At 31.9% G+C, this 16,724-nt stretch carries 15 protein-coding genes; 8 read left to right on the top strand and 7 right to left on the bottom strand.

The features are described 5' to 3' along the window. Window positions 1–1,491: a potassium transporter TrkG gene (locus tag Q0820_RS14670; protein WP_298488670.1), complete on the top strand. Its 1,491-nt coding sequence runs from the start codon at window positions 1–3 to the stop codon at window positions 1,489–1,491. Between the two features lie 56 nt (window positions 1,492–1,547). Here Q0820_RS14670 and Q0820_RS14665 read toward each other — a convergent pair whose 3' ends face one another. Continuing rightward, window positions 1,548–2,738, bottom strand: a complete 1,191-nt coding sequence (locus tag Q0820_RS14665; RefSeq protein ID WP_298488668.1) for a pyridoxal phosphate-dependent aminotransferase — start codon at window positions 2,736–2,738, stop codon at window positions 1,548–1,550. 15 nt (window positions 2,739–2,753) lie between these two features. Beyond that, complete coding sequence (locus Q0820_RS14660; protein ID WP_298488666.1) at window positions 2,754–3,854, bottom strand: acyl-CoA desaturase; 1,101 nt, start codon at window positions 3,852–3,854, stop codon at window positions 2,754–2,756. Window positions 3,855–3,969: 115 nt separating this feature from the next. Here Q0820_RS14660 and rsmG point away from each other — a divergent pair, with 115 nt between their 5' ends. After that, window positions 3,970–4,605, top strand: a complete 636-nt coding sequence (gene rsmG / locus Q0820_RS14655) for a 16S rRNA (guanine(527)-N(7))-methyltransferase RsmG (protein ID WP_298488664.1) — start codon at window positions 3,970–3,972, stop codon at window positions 4,603–4,605. A gap of 56 nt (window positions 4,606–4,661) precedes the next feature. Here rsmG and Q0820_RS14650 read toward each other — a convergent pair whose 3' ends face one another. The 5 genes from Q0820_RS14650 to Q0820_RS14630 form a co-directional block, all read right to left on the bottom strand. Further along, window positions 4,662–5,180: a DinB family protein gene (locus Q0820_RS14650; protein ID WP_298488662.1), complete on the bottom strand. Its 519-nt coding sequence runs from the start codon at window positions 5,178–5,180 to the stop codon at window positions 4,662–4,664. 125 nt (window positions 5,181–5,305) lie between these two features. Then, complete coding sequence (locus tag Q0820_RS14645) at window positions 5,306–6,277, bottom strand: DKNYY domain-containing protein (RefSeq protein ID WP_298488661.1); 972 nt, start codon at window positions 6,275–6,277, stop codon at window positions 5,306–5,308. 194 nt (window positions 6,278–6,471) lie between these two features. Then, the gene (gene pruA / locus Q0820_RS14640) at window positions 6,472–8,100 is read right to left on the bottom strand and encodes an L-glutamate gamma-semialdehyde dehydrogenase (protein ID WP_298488659.1); all 1,629 of its coding nucleotides are present in this window, start codon (window positions 8,098–8,100) and stop codon (window positions 6,472–6,474) included. Window positions 8,101–8,347: 247 nt separating this feature from the next. After that, window positions 8,348–8,734: a Co2+/Mg2+ efflux protein ApaG gene (apaG, locus tag Q0820_RS14635; RefSeq protein WP_121069020.1), complete on the bottom strand. Its 387-nt coding sequence runs from the start codon at window positions 8,732–8,734 to the stop codon at window positions 8,348–8,350. A 371-nt stretch (window positions 8,735–9,105) separates the two neighbouring features. After that, window positions 9,106–10,350 carry a DUF5103 domain-containing protein gene (locus Q0820_RS14630; protein ID WP_298488656.1) on the bottom strand — a complete coding sequence of 415 codons (1,245 nt, stop codon included), beginning with the start codon at window positions 10,348–10,350 and terminating at the stop codon, window positions 9,106–9,108. A gap of 154 nt (window positions 10,351–10,504) precedes the next feature. On the opposite strand from Q0820_RS14630, the gene Q0820_RS14625 reads away from it, so the two are divergent. The 6 genes from Q0820_RS14625 to nqrF all read left to right on the top strand — a co-directional run bounded on the left by Q0820_RS14625 (window position 10,505) and on the right by nqrF (window position 16,569). Further along, window positions 10,505–11,857: a Na(+)-translocating NADH-quinone reductase subunit A gene (locus Q0820_RS14625; RefSeq protein WP_298488654.1), complete on the top strand. Its 1,353-nt coding sequence runs from the start codon at window positions 10,505–10,507 to the stop codon at window positions 11,855–11,857. After that, the gene (locus Q0820_RS14620; protein WP_298488652.1) at window positions 11,857–13,083 is read left to right on the top strand and encodes an NADH:ubiquinone reductase (Na(+)-transporting) subunit B; all 1,227 of its coding nucleotides are present in this window, start codon (window positions 11,857–11,859) and stop codon (window positions 13,081–13,083) included. Before Q0820_RS14625 ends, Q0820_RS14620 begins: the two co-directional genes overlap by 1 nt. A 2-nt stretch (window positions 13,084–13,085) precedes the next feature. Beyond that, window positions 13,086–13,829 (top strand): Na(+)-translocating NADH-quinone reductase subunit C, encoded by a 744-nt coding sequence (locus tag Q0820_RS14615; protein ID WP_298488650.1) that lies wholly within the window; start codon window positions 13,086–13,088, stop codon window positions 13,827–13,829. A 6-nt stretch (window positions 13,830–13,835) separates the two neighbouring features. Then, window positions 13,836–14,480: an NADH:ubiquinone reductase (Na(+)-transporting) subunit D gene (locus Q0820_RS14610; protein ID WP_121069025.1), complete on the top strand. Its 645-nt coding sequence runs from the start codon at window positions 13,836–13,838 to the stop codon at window positions 14,478–14,480. Window positions 14,481–14,543: 63 nt separating this feature from the next. Continuing rightward, a complete protein-coding gene (nqrE, locus tag Q0820_RS14605) occupies window positions 14,544–15,260 on the top strand; it encodes an NADH:ubiquinone reductase (Na(+)-transporting) subunit E (protein ID WP_298488648.1) in 717 nt (238 codons plus the stop codon). Between the two features lies 1 nt (window position 15,261). Next, window positions 15,262–16,569: an NADH:ubiquinone reductase (Na(+)-transporting) subunit F gene (gene nqrF / locus Q0820_RS14600; RefSeq protein ID WP_298488646.1), complete on the top strand. Its 1,308-nt coding sequence runs from the start codon at window positions 15,262–15,264 to the stop codon at window positions 16,567–16,569. Window positions 16,570–16,724 lie beyond the last annotated feature (155 nt).

The following is a 16,724-nucleotide window of genomic DNA, read 5'->3' as shown; positions in this document are numbered from 1 at the left end:
ATGAAATTAAACTCAAAAATTATATTCCATTTAATGGGTTTGCTATTGTTGTTCAATGGTTTGTTTATGCTTGTTGCAGCTGTAGTAAGTGGAATATATAAAGATGGAGCCACCTTGGGTATTACATTGGCATCTATAACAAGTATGTTTATTGGTACTTTTTTTATGTTCTATACTAGAGATCATAAAAAAGAAGTAAAAAGAAAAGAAGGGTACATTATAGTTACTTTTGGTTGGGTTGTAATGTCTATTTCTGGTATGTTACCATATTTGTTTTCTGGAGCTATTCCAGATGTTACTAATGCTTTTTTTGAAACAATATCTGGGTATACTACAACAGGAGCCTCTATATTGGATGATATTGAAGCAATGCCAGAAGGTATTTTAATTTGGCGTAGCATAACCCATTGGATTGGAGGTATGGGGATTATAGTACTTGCAATAGCAATACTACCTCTATTAGGAATTGGAGGTATGCAGTTATTTTCTGCAGAAGCTCCTGGGCCTAATGCAGATAAATTACACCCTAGAATAACAGACACTGCAAAAAGGTTATGGTATATTTATGTTGGTTATACGGTTGCAGAAACTATATTGTTACAATTGGCAGGAATGTCTTTCTTTGATGCTGTTAATCATTCTTTATCAACATTGTCTACAGGAGGTTTTTCTACTAAAAATGCAAGTTTGGCATACTGGAATGATTCTCCTTTAATACAGTATATAGTTATTCTCTTTATGTTTTTGGCAGGGAGTAATTTTGTTTTAAGCTATTTTGCTTTTAAAGGGAAAATTCAACGAGTTCTTAAAGATGAAGAATTTAAATTCTATTCTATTTTCATATTGGTGTTTTCTATCATAGCAGCGCTTGTAATTTATTACCAAGCAAATGTTCCAATTTCAGAATACCATCCAAAAGTTTTAGGTGTAGCAGAAAGTTCTTTTAGGCACTCTTTATTCCAAGTTATTGCGGTTATAACCACTACAGGATTTGTTTCTGCAGATTTTACTAATTGGACACCTTTTTTAACAGTGTTCTTTTTTGGATTAATGTTTTTAGGTGGTTCTGCAGGTTCTACGGCAGGAGGAATAAAAGTAATGCGACATTTGTTAATTATAAAAAACGGATTGTTAGAGTTTAAAAGAACACTACATATAAATGCAATAATACCTGTTCGCTATAATGATAAAACAATTAAAGAGCATTTTGTATATAATATAATTGCCTTTTTTGTTTTGTATATGTTGCTTTTTATTATTGGAGCATTAGTGTTAGGGGCAATGGGGTTAGATTTTGTTTCTGCAGTAGGTGGCGCGGCAACATCATTAGGTAATGTGGGGCCTGGACTAGGAGATTTAAGCCCTTTAAGTAATTTTAATGGACTACCAGCTTTAGGAAAATGGTGGTGTGGTTTTTTAATGCTAGTGGGTAGGTTAGAGCTTTTTACGGTTTTAATATTATTTACACCTTATTTCTGGAAAAAAACGTAATAAAAAAAAGTCCTCCTCAATGAGTAGGACTTTTTTTTATGATTGGAGTTTTAAGATTACTGAATAGCAGCTTTAATTCTCTTTATAGCTTCTATGATTTGTTCTTCACTAGCGGCATAAGATATTCTTATAGAATTTCCATTGCCAAAAGCATCTCCAGTAACGGTAGCAACATTAGCATTTTCTAATAAGTACATAGAAAAGTCCGATGCGTTATTAATTTTTGTTCCATTTAAAGTTTTTCCAAAAAAGAAAGTTACATCTGGATAAACGTAAAATGCGCCTTCTGGCTCATTGCATGTAAAACCTTCTATATCATTTAGTAAGCCTAAAATTAAAGTTCTACGCTCTTTAAATTTATCTACCATGTATTGTATTCTGCTTACAGGCTCTTCTAGAGCAGTAATAACAGCTCTTTGAGCTATACAATTTGCACCACTTGTAACTTGTCCTTGTAGTTTGTTGCATGCTCTAGCAATATAGGTAGGAGCACCAATATACCCAATTCTCCATCCTGTCATAGCAAATGCTTTTGCTACACCATTTACGGTAACTGTACGGTCATACATATCCTCAAATTCTGCCATAGAAGCATGTGCAGTAACTCCGTAATTAATGTGTTCGTAAATTTCATCACTTACCACAATAATTTGAGGGTGTTTTTTAAGAACATCCGCAAGAGCTCTTAATTCTTCTTTACTGTAAATAGAACCACTTGGATTACAAGGAGAGCTATACCAAAGCATTTTAGTTTTAGGTGTAATAGCAGCCTCTAATTGTGCAGGCGTCATTTTAAAATCATTCTCAATAGAAGTTTCTATTTCTACGGGAACACCATCCGCTAGCTTTACAATATCACTATAACTTACCCAGTAAGGGCATGGTAAAAGAACTTCATCACCTTTATTAAGACAAACTTGAGCAACGTTATACAATGCTTGTTTTGCTCCTGTAGATACAACTATCTGAGAATAATCATAAGCAATATTATTGTCTCTTTTAAATTTAGTAATAATAGCATCTTTTAACTCCACATAACCATCTACGGGAGTGTAGGAGTTATAATCATCATTAACAGCTTTAATTGCTGCTTCTTTAATGTAATCTGGGGTGTTAAAATCTGGTTCACCTAAACTAAGGCCAATAATATCTTTTCCAGCTGCTCTTAATTCACGAGCTTTTGCAGCCATTTCTAAGGTTGCAGAAGGAGCTAAGCTGTTAATTCTGTCGGATAAATTATTACTCATAAAATAAAAAATTTTCTAGTACTGTAGAGCAGGTTTTTTTCCTAACTCTTTTAAATGTTTAAAATGCGAAATTATAGCTTTTCTTGTTGTTTTATATTCGTTATAAGGTAAATTAAATTCCTTTGCGGTTTGTTTAACAATTTCTCCAATTTTTGTGTAATGTATGTGACTAATATTTGGGAAAATATGGTGTTCTACTTGGTGGTTTAGTCCGCCTGTAAACCAATTTATAATTTTACTTTTATTACCAAAATTAACTGTTGTAAGTAACTGGTGTATTGCCCAAGTATTTTTTATGTTTCCTTTGTCGTCTGGTAAAGGAGTTTCTGCATCGTCTATAACATGTGCTAATTGAAAAACAACACTTAAAATTACTCCTGCTACATAATGCATTACAAAGAAACCAAGTAATAATTTCCACCAAGAAATATCTAGGATTATAAAAGGAATAACAATCCAAAGTGTTAAGTATATTAATTTAAAAATAACTAGCTTGCTCCAATTTGCCACAGGATTTGGGAATTCTCCGTAAGACAATTTTCTTTTTGTATACCTATACATTTGCTGAAAATCTGTTGTAATAGCCCAGTTAAAAGTTAATAAACCATAAAGGAAAATAGAATAATAGTGTTGAAATTTATGGTACTTTCTCCATTCTGCATGCTTAGAGAAACGTAAAATTCTTCCAGCGTCTAAATCTTCATCATGGCCTTGGATATTCGTATAAGTGTGGTGTAATACATTGTGTTGTACTTGCCAATTATAAACATTTCCGGCAAGTATATAAATGCTTCCTCCCATAAGTTTGTTTACCCATTTTTTGTTAGAATAAGAACCATGGTTACCATCATGCATAACATTCATGCCAACACCAGCCATACCAACTCCCATTATAGCTGCTAAAATTAGATTTGCCCAATTGGGTAATCCTAAGGTTAAAATTGCAAAATATGGAGCTAAGAAAATAGCAAACATAATTGCAGTTTTTAAATGCAATTTCCAGTTTCCTGTTTTCTTTATTTTATTTTCTTTAAAGTATGTATTTACTCTTTTGTTAAGAGTTTTAAAAAAATCAGTAGAATCTTTTCTGGAAAACCGTATTGTTGTTTTTTCCATAATATATTTTTTTTACAAAGGTAACTTAATTATGAGTTGGGAAGTTATAATACTTTGCTAAATCAGAAAATTAATTGGTGTTAAAATCCTTATTTTTGCAGAAAAAGCCATATAAATGGATGTAAATGTAATATATAGTTATTTTCCAAATTTAACGGAAGAACAAAAAAAACAATTTTCTGAGCTAGAATTTTTGTACAAAGATTGGAATCAAAAAATTAATGTAGTTTCAAGAAAAGATATAGATGAGCTATATATTAGGCATGTGTTACATTCTTTAGGGATTGCTAAAATACAAGAATTTCTTCCCAATAGTTCTGTTTTGGATGTTGGTACTGGGGGTGGTTTTCCTGGGGTTCCTTTAGCAATTTTATTTCCTGAAACGCAATTTACTTTGGTGGATGCAATAGGTAAAAAAATTAAAGTTGTTCAGGAAGTTGTAGATGGTTTAGGTATAACTAATGTAAAAGCAATACATACTAGAGTTGAAGATTTAGATGTAAAATTTGATTTTATTGTTAGTAGGGCAGTTGCAGCTATGCCAACTTTTGTGCATTGGGTTAAAGGTAAAATTAAAAAAGAATCTTTACATGAAAGGAAGAATGGAATTCTGTATCTAAAAGGAGGAGATTTGTCTGAAGAGTTGAAGGACTATAGAAATACAGAGATTTTTGATTTAGAACCCTTGTTTAAGGAAGACTTTTTTGAAACAAAAAAAGTGGTGTATTTGCCTCAGAAATATAAGGGCTAGTTTCATAAAAAAATGCACCTTAATTAGGTGCATTTTTTTATTTATATAACATAATATTATTTACTCCAAGGCGGAACAACACCGTTAGAACGAGCATAGGCAATTAATTGCCCTTTGTGTTCTCCGTTATGTTCCATGATAGCTAAAAGCCCTCCAAGTTTATTCATTTTTGTAAATCCAAAATCAACTTCTTCATTAAGAGAAGCTGTTGTAACCATGGTTATTTTTTCAAGAACAAATGCATTAGATTTTTCTAGAGCAGCTATAATATTTTCTTTACCAGTAATTTTGTTTAACTTCATTATATCTACATCTTCTGGTGGAGCAAATCCCATTTTAGAGGCTAGGTAGTAGTTTCCTCCTGCAACATGTAATAGTGCTTCACCTACAGAAACTACACCTTCAGTAGGTCTCCAATCATATTGTTCTTCAGAAAAAGCATTTGCTAATTGAATAACTTGCCCTTGGTTACCTGTTAATACTGCCTGAATGGTAGTTTGTGTTAGATTGTCTTGCGCATTTGCGCTAAAAAATGTTAGTGTAAAAATAGACACTAGTAAAAATAATGTTTTCATTTTGCGTTATATTTAAGTTAGAAAAATGCGTTAATAGTATTTATCAAAAATAGTAAAATAAAATAAGCACCTGATTAAACACGGTGCTTATTTATTATAAATGTTATTATCTATTTAAAGAGCTATTAGTTTGCTAATTTTCCGTTTTTATATTTTCCGTTTTTGTCTTCATAGCTCCCTTTTATCTTTTTAAAAGAGTTAGTGTCGGCATTCTTTATAATGTTGTTTTTATAGTATACATTTTTAGCGTCTTTGCTATAATGTAGCCCTATAGCTTCAAAAGATTTTGCATCAGCATCTGCTATTATAGTTCCATTGTAATAAACAGTATTTTCAACTATCACCATTAAATTATTTAGGTAAAGTATTTTGTTTTTTTCTGTGAATGGAATTGTGTGGAGTTTTGATTTATTATTGTCATCATAGGATATCCAATAAACATTTTCTTGGTCTATTGTGTAGTGGCTGTCTTCTATAGTTTTAAGAGTTTTAGAATCCCCTTTGAAAGAAATGAATTTGTCGTTTATTCTAACAAAAGTTTGAGAGCTATCTTTTGCAAAATTCCAGTTTAATTTTTCAAAACTAGAATATTCTGCTTCTATGTAATTGTCATAATAAAAATGATAAGTACCGTCTTTTGCCCATTCCGAGTCTATTCTTTCAAATTTTAAAGGATTTGCTTTTTCAATTATTGTAACTATGCCAATATATCCAATAGTGTCATTATTAATATAGTCTTTATTAAAGGTGTAGACATTGTTTTTATCGAATGCTGTATTGGACATATAATCCCCTTCTTTTAGGTAAACAGAACCAATATCAAAACTAGGGTTGGTAATAGGGTATGCTTCAAAATAAAAATGATTTTTATCTCTGCTTAAATGGCGACTTAGCACTTCAAAACTTTCAACATCGGCATTCATAGCTGTATTCTGTATTTCGAACCAATTTCCCATTGGGCTGTATTGAATGTCCGATTTAGATTTGTTATAATAATGGTTGTCAGATTTTTTTGCATCTACAGGTTCTCCAAGTGGACTGCATGAATTTAGTAGCCATATAAATGGTGCTATAAGTATTTTACATATAGTTTTCATTTTTGGTAGATACATTGGTATTTAGTTTGTTAGTTTCAAATTTTGCTCGATAATTGACGTTTAAATGCTCCGAGGTTATTTACTAACATAGATTAACTGGATAGATTGTTATTTGCTATGTTGGTAATTAAATAAAAACTCCCATTTTTCAGTAATAGAAAAATGGGAGTTTTAAATTTTAAATTAAAATTATTTTATCCTAAAAAGGGATATCTATAATTCTCTGGAGTTACAAAAGTTTCTTTTATTAATCTAGGAGATACCCAACGTAATAAATTTTGTGGAGATCCAGCTTTATCATTAGTTCCAGAAGCTCTTGCACCACCAAAAGGTTGTTGTCCTACAACGGCACCAGTTGGTTTATCATTAATATAAAAGTTTCCAGCACAATTTTCTAGTGCTTTTGTAGCTTCTTCAATAGCGTACCTGTCTGTAGAAATAACCGCTCCAGTAAGTGCATATTCAGAAGTATTGTCAACTAATTTTAGAGTTTTACTCCAATCTTTGTCTTCGTATATGTATATAGTAACTACAGGGCCAAATAATTCGGTCTCCATAGTGGTATATTTTGGGTCTGTAGTAACAATAACGGTGGGTTCTATAAAGTATCCTTTAGATTTGTCGTAGTTTCCGCCAGTAAAGATAGTAGCGTCTTTATCTTCTTTAGCTTGATCTATATATTTAGCTAACTTATCAAAAGACCCTTCATGGATTACAGCAGTAATAAAATTACTCATGTCTTCAGGAGAACCAGGTTTGTTAAAAGAAGCAACATCCTTTTTTACTAGATCTAAAATTTCTTTAGAAGTAGATTTTGGCAGGTAAACTCTAGAAGCCGCACTACATTTTTGCCCTTGAAATTCAAAAGCACCTCTTACTATAGCTGTTGCTACTTGTGCAGGTTTTGCAGAAGGGTGTGCAACAATAAAGTCTTTACCGCCAGTTTCTCCTACTATTTTAGGGTATGTTTTATAGGAGTGTATGTTGTTTCCTATTTGTTTCCATAATTCCTTAAATATAAAAGTAGAACCTGTAAAGTGAAGTCCAGCAAAGTCTGGACTAGATAATACGGTATTAGTGATCATTATGGGGTCTCCGTATACTACATTAATTACGCCATCTGGTAAGCCAGCTTCTTTAAAAATATCTACAATTACTTTAGCAGAGAAAATTTGGCTATCACTTGGTTTCCATACTACAACATTACCCATCATAGCGGCACTTGCAGGTAAATTACCAGCAATGGCAGTAAAATTAAACGGAGTTACTGCATATATGAAACCTTCTAATGGTCTATATTCTACTCTATTCCAAATGCCTTCAGCAGATTCTGGTTGCTCTGTGTATATTTGAGACATAAACTCTACGTTAAATCGTAAAAAATCTATAAACTCACAAGCGGCATCAATTTCTGCTTGATGTATAGTTTTAGACTGCGCAATCATTGTTGCAGCATTTATTTTTGCTCTGTATGGCCCAGCAATTAAATCTGCAGCTTTTAGGAAAATGGCTGCACGTTGTTCCCAACTTAAATTAGCCCATTCCTGTCTAGAATCCAAAGCATTTGCTATGGCATTATCTATATGTTTTTTTTCAGCAACATGGTATTGACCAACAATATGTTTGTGATCGTGTGGAGGAGATAATGGTTTTGTATTATTGGTTTTTACTTCTTTGCTACCAATGTACATTGGAATGTCTACTGTACTGTTAAAATAAGTACTATATTGTTGCAGTACTTCTGCTCTTTCAGGAGAACCTGGAGCATAGCTTTTAATAGGTTCATTAATAGCTTTAGGTACTTGAAAAAAACCTTTACCCATACTTTCGTTTTTTTTAATTAAAAATTATTAAACAAAGGTATTAAATTGAGAACTTAATTAGGATATTCGAAACTATATTTATTTGATTTAAGAATATGGTAATTTTTATGTTATTTTAATCAGAATAACATAATATATAATACTATTCCTAGTAATTAATAGGATACTTTGTGTAATTAAATAAAAAAATCCTAATCTATATAACTATATAGATTAGGATTTTTTTTTGGTAAAATATTTAGTTTGGTTAGTTTAGAGCAAAAGGTGCGCTAAACTTAAAAGTGGGAATGTATACTCTTATTTTTTCAGAAGTTCCAAAATTAATCATATTGTAATGTCCTTTCATAGCTCCAATAGGAGAGGCTAATAGGCATCCAGAATTATAGGTGTGAGATTCTCCTGGAAGAATCACTGGTTTTTTGCCTATTACACCTTCGCCATCTAGTAATTCAAGGTCATTTAATGCATCATAAATTTTCCAATGTCTAGAATTTAATTGCACAGAATCTTTACTTTGATTTTCAATGGTAATGGTATACCCAAAAGCAAAATGCATTTTGTAATTTTTAAAAAAAGTACCTTCAAAATTTGTGTTAACTGAAACTTTAATGCCGTTAGTTACTTGTGTTGTCATATGCATGCAATGTGTAAAATACCTTCTATAATTTGTCTAAAAAGCATATTTGATGCTAAAATATAAAAAATAGAATTTAGATATAAATATTTGTTTAAGTACTTAAGCGTTGAGGTTTAGTTAATACTATGACTTCAACAAAAAAAATACTATGGTTGTTTTTTTAATAATTAATCATTTTAATTGATTAAGGGAGAGCAAGATAAGTAACATTAATGTATAAAAAAAAAGTAAAAGAGTATGATCGTTATAAGTATTTGTTTTTCTGATGTAGCTCTTTTATTATCGGTGAATGGTTTTTTAAAGTGTGTTTTTAAACAACGAAAGTTGTTTTTTTTGATTTTTGAAGACCTATAGATCTACAAGTTTTTTTAATTACTAATATTTCTTGAGTTAGCGGATCCTATTCCTATGATGCTATCGTATAAATCACCAAAAACTCGATAATAAACAATAATTGTGTAGTTGTTTTCAGTGTTATGGAAATTTCCACATACAGTGTTTAGGTCAATAGTATCATCCTTTCTTTTAATTACATATTTGTAATTGTAAAACCCTTGTTTAAGTGGGATTGTGGCTTCCATCATTCCATTTTCCTCATTATATGTCATTAAATTATCTTCATTTAAAGCATAGTTATTGTGTTTTCCATAAATGTATACATCGTCAAGTGCTAGTTCTTCTTTATAAGGTAGGCTAAAGTGAACTTTGGTGTATTCTGCTTCTCTAGAAGAATTTGTTCCTTGTAGGGTTCTAATAACAAAGTCTCCATTAATGTCTGGATAATAGGTGTATGGTCTTTCGTTCCTATAAATATTAGAAAATAAATAATGATTATATAGGTCTGTAAGCCCTATTTTGGCTATTGCAGATGTAGGAGCTCTTAGGTCTTTAGTGTCAAAATTAAAAAATTCATTGCCGCCAAAAAAACTAGTTTCCTTGTCATATTTATATACTAATTCTGAGCCTAAAGTAAATTGAGGAGGGACGTTGTTAATGGCTGTTGGCCAATGGTAATTTTGTAGTATAGCTACTTTAACTTCTTTTTTTGGATTTACTAAGGGGTAGTTACTTGCATTAATAGTAAATTGAACTACTTGTTTCTCATTTAGAAAATTAAAATCTCTAGATCTTTTAACGGTAGCTCCAATCTTAACAAGATCTTGATAAACTATAAATCTTCTTGAAAATTGAAGTTCATAGCTATTGTTGTATATTTCTAAAATATAGTTTCCGCTTACTTTTAGTTTAACATTTTCGTTAGGAATGGTTAATTGATAATTAGAATAAGGTTGTAGGGTAGAGTAGCTATTCTCGTAATTGGTAATACGTTGGTTGTCTACACCTTTTAAATATTGAGACTTTAATAAATCAGATTTTTCCCAATTATAGTTGCAGTGTATTATTTTGTAATAATAATCTTGTTCATTTGCTAGAATGTCATCAAACTCAAGATACATTGGATCTCCTAGTTGTATTATAGGAAATTGGTCTTCCGTTGGTCCTTTAAAAATAATGGATTTAATATGGTAAGGTTCGCTTACTTCTTCTAAGGCTTGACTAGTAAGGAAAGTGCTAAAAAAAAATAATGTAATTGTTGTAATTATATATCGCATTAAAAAGAAATTATTTTGTGGTAAAGGTAAGCAAAAAGCATACCTAAAAAATTAACATCGATGTATGACTTAAATTTCTGTCTAATAATTATGAATTATTTTTATTTAACATTACTTTTGCACCAAATTTTGTTAACCAAAGGTCTACATCAATATGTCTAAAGACATTCGAATTAAAAAAGGCTTAAATATTAAACTTGTAGGTGCTGCAGAAGAAACAACTTCTAAGGCGGTATTAAGTAATATTTATGCAATCCAACTAGATGATTTTCACGGAATAATACCTAAAATGTTGGTAAAGCAAGGGGCTCATGTAAAAGCAGGAGAACCATTGTTTTATAACAAGAGTATAGAAGATATGTTATTTGTGTCTCCTGTTAGTGGTGAGTTAGTGGAAATTGTAAGAGGAGCAAGAAGAAGAATTCTAACTTTAAAGATTCAGGCAGATAAAGAACAAGCTGTACTTGAACATTCTTCTTTAAATTTAGCATCTGCTACCGAAGAAGAAATTAAAGGTTATTTGTTAAAAGGAGGTTGTTGGCCATTTGTAAAGCAAAGGCCTTATGATGTTATTGCAAATCCAGAAACTAAGCCAAAAGCTATTTTTGTTTCGGGATACGCAACGGCTCCATTAGCAGTAGATTTGGATTATGCTTTAAAAGGTAAAGAAGCACAATTGCAAGCTGCTTTAACAGCATTATCTAAGTTAACATTAGGAAAAGTTCATGTTTCTGTAGGGGCTTCTGGGAATTCTCCATTATCTGGATTAGATAATATAGAGTTGCATAAAGTATCGGGCCCTCATCCTGCAGGTTTAGTAGGTACTCAGATAAATAAAATAGATCCTGTTAATAAAGGGGAGGTTGTTTGGACAGTAAGTGCTCAAGATCTAGTTGTAATAGGAGATTTGTTACTTACAGGAAAGTTTAATCCAGAAAGAACAGTTGCGCTAGTAGGTTCTTCTGTTAAAGCACCAAAATATTACAATACTACAATAGGGGCAGAGGTTTCTACTTTCTTATATGCTAGTGGTGTAAATTCAGAAAATTTTAGAGTTATTAATGGGGATGTTTTAACTGGCGTTAAAAGTAGCCCAGACGGTAACTTAGGGTATTATAATAATACAGTTTCTGTTATTCCTGAAGGAGATGATTACGAACTTTTTGGATGGAATAAGCCTGTTTTTAATAAGGTTTCTACATCAAGAGCAATGACTTTTTCTTGGTTAACACCAAACAAGAAGTTCGATTTAAATACCAATACAAACGGAGAACATCGTGCATTTGTAACAACAGGAAATTATGAAGAGGTTTTTCCTTTAGATATTTTTCCTATGCAAATTCTAAAAGCTTGTATGTATAAAGATTTAGATGAGATGGAAGCTTTAGGAATGTATGAAGTTGCACCAGAAGATTTTGCATTGACAGAATTTATTTGTGTGTCTAAGCAACCGCACCAGAAAATTATAAGAGAAGGTTTAGACTTAATGCTTAAAGAGATAGGATAATGGGTTTAAAGAGTAATTTACATAATTTAAAAGAAAAGTATAAAGGAACAAAAATGGCTCCTGCATTTAATGCAATCCATACTTTTTTATACTTGCCAAATGAGACTACGCATAATGGTACTCATATAAAAGCAGCCGATGATTTAAAGCGTACCATGAATACCGTAATTATGGCAATGGTTCCATGTTTAATTTTTGGTATGTTCAATGCAGGTTACCAGCATAATGTAGCTTTTGGAACAGGTTCTGTTATTTCAGGAGGATTATTTAGTGCAGAATTCTGGTCTTTGGATAACTTATTAATTGGTGCTTGGAAAATTTTACCAATACTAGTAGTTTCTTATGGGGTTGGTTTGTTAATAGAATTTATTTTCGCGGTAATTAAAAAGCACGAAGTAGAAGAAGGGTACTTGGTAACAGGTATGTTAGTACCGCTTATTGTTCCTGTAGATATTCCACTTTGGATGTTAGCAGTAGCGGTAGCATTTGGTGTTGTAATAGGAAAAGAGGTTTTTGGAGGTACAGGAATGAATATTCTAAACCCTGCTTTAACTATAAGAGCTTTTTTATTCTTTGCATACCCAACATGGATGTCTGGAGATAAAGTTTGGGTAGAAGGAGCTGTTAAGCAAGATCAGCTTATTGCAGCAGGTGAAAATTTAGATGCTATTTCTGGAGAAACTATACTAGGTAGTTTAGCACAAAATAAAGAAGCTGGTTATGATGTTATGGATATGTTTTTTGGTTTTATTCCAGGATCTGTAGGCGAAACATCTACCTTGTTAATTTTACTAGGAGGTTTATTTTTAATTTTCACTAAAATTGGAAGTTGGAGAATTATGTTATCCTCTGTAATAGGAGCATTGGTAATGGGGCTAATTTTTAATGGAGTAGTAAGTTCTGGTTGGATTACTGAAAGCAGTAAATTTTATGGACTTATGAGTACAGAATTTTGGCATCACTTATTAATTGGTGGTTTTGCTTTTGGTACTGTATTTATGGCAACGGATCCAGTAACTGCTTCACAAACAAATAAGGGTAAATGGATATACGGTTTTTTAATAGGGTTTATTTCTATACTAATACGTGTATTTAACCCAGCTTATCCAGAAGGTGTTATGCTTGCCATTTTATTAATGAATGTATTTGCACCAACAATTGATCACTATGTGGTTCAAGGAAATGTAAAACAAAGAATGAAACGTCTAAAAGCAAAAACAGCCTAACGATGGAGAATAGAACAGATAAAAATTCATATACAATTCTATTTGCTATAGGTATGGTGCTTGTAGTAGGTGCTTTACTAGCATTTGCAGCATCATTTTTAAAACCAAATATAGATGAGAATAAACGCCTAGAAAAGCAACAAAACATTTTGTATGCAATGGGGGTTAATGAAAATGATGAGAGTAATGCAAATTTTGTTTCTACCGCTGACGCTCCAGAATTGTTTAAGAAGTATATAGAAAAACAATTAGTTATTCAAGGAGCAGATGTTGTTGAAGATAAAGAAGCATACTTAATAGATGTTAAAAAAGAACAAACAAATGCTAAAGCAGGTAAAGAAAGAAAACTACCTTTATTTGTTGGTAAAAAGGATGATAAAACATTTTATATAGCACCAATTAGAGGTAAAGGTCTTTGGGATGCTATTTGGGCATATGTTGCAATGGATAAAAACATGGTAGTGCAAGGTGTTTTCTTTGACCACAAAGGAGAAACTGCTGGTTTAGGTGCAAACATTAATAAGCGTTTCTTTATGGATGATTTTATTGGTGAAGATTTAAAGAACAATGGAACTTTTAAAGGTATTGATGTAGCTAAAGGAAATGCCGATCCATTAAATAAAGATAAATCAGACAATGAAGTAGATGCTATTGCAGGTGCTACTATAACAGGAAATGGTGTTTCGGCAATGCTTAAAAGCGAGTTGAAATTATATGTACCATATTTTGAAACTTTAAAAAATTAATAATTTATGGGACTTTTATCAAAAAAAGACGCACAGTTAATTACAGACCCATTAGCAGATAATAACCCAATAACAATACAAGTATTAGGTATATGTTCTGCATTAGCAATTACAGCAGAGTTAAAAGCATCTCTAGTAATGGCAATTTCAGTACTTTTTGTATTAGGATTGGGTAACGTAGTTATTTCTTTAATGCGAAATATAATACCGTCAAAAATTAGAATTATTGTACAATTAATAGTAGTTGCTGCTCTGGTAATTATAGTAGATTTAGTGCTTAAAGCTTTTGCTTATGAGTTAAGTAAAACACTTTCTGTTTTTGTGGGATTAATTATTACTAACTGTATAATTATGGGGCGTTTTGAAGCTTTTGCTTTAGGAAATGGGCCATGGAAATCCTTTTTAGACGGTATTGGTAATGCTGTGGGTTATGGTGTTATTTTAATAATTGTTGGTTTTTTTAGAGAATTATTTGGTTCAGGAACGTTATTTGGAATACCTGTTTTAGGGGATCCAATTGCAAAGACAGGTTTGTATGCTATAGGTTATGAAAATAACGGATTTATGATTATGCCACCAATGGCCTTAATTGTTGTGGGTATAATTATTTGGATACAACGTACTAAAAACAAAGCATTAATAGAAGATTAAAAATATTGAAGCGTTAGAGGCTATAAACTATCCACTAAAAATCAATATTTAATATAATAAAATATGGAGCATATAGAATTATTTTTTAAATCAATATTCATAGATAATATGGTATTCTCGGTTTTCTTGGGAATGTGTTCTTATCTAGCGGTATCTAAAAAAGTATCAACAGCTGTAGGTCTTGGAGCAGCAGTAATATTTGTATTGGCAATAACAGTACCTTTAAACTGGTTGTTAGATCAATACCTTTTGCAACCAGGAGCTCTATCTTGGCTAGGTGCTGAGTATGCAGAGTATGACTTAAGTTTCTTGTCCTTTATCATGTTTATTGCAACTATTGCAACCATGGTACAGTTAGTAGAAATAGTTGTAGAGAAATTTTCTCCTTCTTTATACAATTCATTGGGTATATTTTTGCCACTTATTGCTGTAAACTGTGCCATTTTAGGAGGGTCGTTATTTATGCAATCTAGAGAAATTGCTTCTTTAGGTTTAGCTACCACTTATGGTATTGGTTCTGGTATTGGATGGTTCTTGGCAATTTTAGCAATTGCTGCTATACGTGAAAAAATTAGATATTCTAATGTGCCACCAGCATTAAGAGGGTTAGGAATAACTTTTATAATTACTGGGTTAATGGCAATAGGATTTATGAGTTTTGGTGGTATGCTTACTGGTGGAGATGAAGAAGCTCCTAAGGAAGAAAAAACAGTTACCATTAAAAATACTACGGAAGATAATAAAGAAGTGTTAGCTAACAACATAAAAGCAAATAAGTAAAATGATTTTAGCCGCAGGTACATTAGGAACAATAATAGCAACAGTAACAGCTTTTTTAATTATTACGCTTTTGTTAGTTGCTTTACTATTATTTGTAAAACAAAAATTATCACCATCTGGTCCAGTAAAAATTACAATCAATGGTGAAAAGGAGATTGAAGTTGCTTCAGGAGGAAGCTTACTATCAACACTAGGAAGTAATAAAGTATTTTTACCATCTGCATGTGGTGGTGGTGGAACATGTATTCAATGTGAATGTCACGTACTAACTGGTGGTGGGGAAGCTTTACCAACCGAAACACCTCATTTTTCTAGAAAAGAATTAAGTCATGGTGCTCGTTTAGCTTGCCAAGTTAAAGTTAAGCAAGACATGGAAATTACGATTCCTGAAGAGGTATTTGGAATTAAAAAGTGGAATGCAAAAGTAGTTCGTAACTACAATGTAGCATCTTTTATAAAGGAATTTGTTGTAGAAATTCCTGAGGATATGGGTTATAAAGCTGGTGGGTATATTCAAATTGAGATTCCTCAATGTGAAGTAAAATATGCTGATATAGATATTACTGCACACCCTGAAGAACACGAAACGCCAGATAAATTTAAAGCAGAGTGGGATAAATTTAACCTTTGGCCTTTGGTTATGAAGAACCCAGAGACTGTAGAAAGAGCTTATTCAATGGCTTCTTTCCCAGCGGAAGGTAGAGAAATTATGCTTAATGTTAGGATTGCTACGCCGCCATGGGATCGTTCTAAAAATGGATGGATGGATGTTAATCCTGGTGTTGCTTCTTCGTATATTTTTAATTTGAAAAAAGGAGATGATGTTGTTATATCTGGCCCTTATGGAGAATTCTTTATAAATGAATCTGACGCAGAAATGCTTTATGTTGGTGGTGGTGCAGGTATGGCTCCAATGCGATCACATTTATACCATCTATTCAAAACATTAAAAACAGATAGAAAAGTTACGTATTGGTATGGTGGGCGTTCTAAAAGAGAATTATTTTATTTAGAACATTTTTATGCCTTAGAAAAAGAATTTCCAAACTTTAAATTCTATTTAGCTCTTTCTGAACCAATGGAAGAAGATAATTGGAAGGTAAAAGAAGATATTGATGCTCCTGGAGACGGTTTTGTTGGTTTTATTCATAATTGTGTTATAGACAATTATTTAAGTAAACACGAGTCTCCTGAAGATATAGAATTATATTTCTGTGGACCACCATTAATGAACAAAGCAGTTCAGAAAATGGGCGAAGATTTTGGTCTTGCGGATGAGAATATTAGATTTGATGATTTTGGTGGATAATTTTAGTATCTATAGAAATGTAAATTCTAAATAAATTTTAAAAGCCGATATATTTTATATCGGCTTTTTTTTACAAGAAAATGTCCCGTCCTGAAATAGCGATACACTAAAATTTTAGTGTAATGAAAACACCCGTAAAGATTGGTTATGTAAAA

Source organism: uncultured Maribacter sp., assembly GCF_947495965.1.
Taxonomy (GTDB): Bacteria; Bacteroidota; Bacteroidia; order Flavobacteriales; family Flavobacteriaceae; genus Maribacter_B.
This window is presented reverse-complemented; position numbering and strand designations above follow the sequence as displayed.

What these genes read in the sequence shown, in the direction of transcription:
- Q0820_RS14670 (WP_298488670.1), top strand. Translation starts at nt 1, where the DNA reads ATGAAATTAAACTCAAAAATTATATTCCATTTAATGGGTTTGCTATTG.
- Q0820_RS14665 (WP_298488668.1), bottom strand. Translation starts at nt 2,738, where the DNA reads ATGAGTAATAATTTATCCGACAGAATTAACAGCTTAGCTCCTTCTGCA.
- Q0820_RS14660 (WP_298488666.1), bottom strand. Translation starts at nt 3,854, where the DNA reads ATGGAAAAAACAACAATACGGTTTTCCAGAAAAGATTCTACTGATTTT.
- rsmG (WP_298488664.1), top strand. Translation starts at nt 3,970, where the DNA reads ATGGATGTAAATGTAATATATAGTTATTTTCCAAATTTAACGGAAGAA.
- Q0820_RS14650 (WP_298488662.1), bottom strand. Translation starts at nt 5,180, where the DNA reads ATGAAAACATTATTTTTACTAGTGTCTATTTTTACACTAACATTTTTT.
- Q0820_RS14645 (WP_298488661.1), bottom strand. Translation starts at nt 6,277, where the DNA reads ATGAAAACTATATGTAAAATACTTATAGCACCATTTATATGGCTACTA.
- pruA (WP_298488659.1), bottom strand. Translation starts at nt 8,100, where the DNA reads ATGGGTAAAGGTTTTTTTCAAGTACCTAAAGCTATTAATGAACCTATT.
- apaG (WP_121069020.1), bottom strand. Translation starts at nt 8,734, where the DNA reads ATGACAACACAAGTAACTAACGGCATTAAAGTTTCAGTTAACACAAAT.
- Q0820_RS14630 (WP_298488656.1), bottom strand. Translation starts at nt 10,350, where the DNA reads ATGCGATATATAATTACAACAATTACATTATTTTTTTTTAGCACTTTC.
- Q0820_RS14625 (WP_298488654.1), top strand. Translation starts at nt 10,505, where the DNA reads ATGTCTAAAGACATTCGAATTAAAAAAGGCTTAAATATTAAACTTGTA.
- Q0820_RS14620 (WP_298488652.1), top strand. Translation starts at nt 11,857, where the DNA reads ATGGGTTTAAAGAGTAATTTACATAATTTAAAAGAAAAGTATAAAGGA.
- Q0820_RS14615 (WP_298488650.1), top strand. Translation starts at nt 13,086, where the DNA reads ATGGAGAATAGAACAGATAAAAATTCATATACAATTCTATTTGCTATA.
- Q0820_RS14610 (WP_121069025.1), top strand. Translation starts at nt 13,836, where the DNA reads ATGGGACTTTTATCAAAAAAAGACGCACAGTTAATTACAGACCCATTA.
- nqrE (WP_298488648.1), top strand. Translation starts at nt 14,544, where the DNA reads ATGGAGCATATAGAATTATTTTTTAAATCAATATTCATAGATAATATG.
- nqrF (WP_298488646.1), top strand. Translation starts at nt 15,262, where the DNA reads ATGATTTTAGCCGCAGGTACATTAGGAACAATAATAGCAACAGTAACA.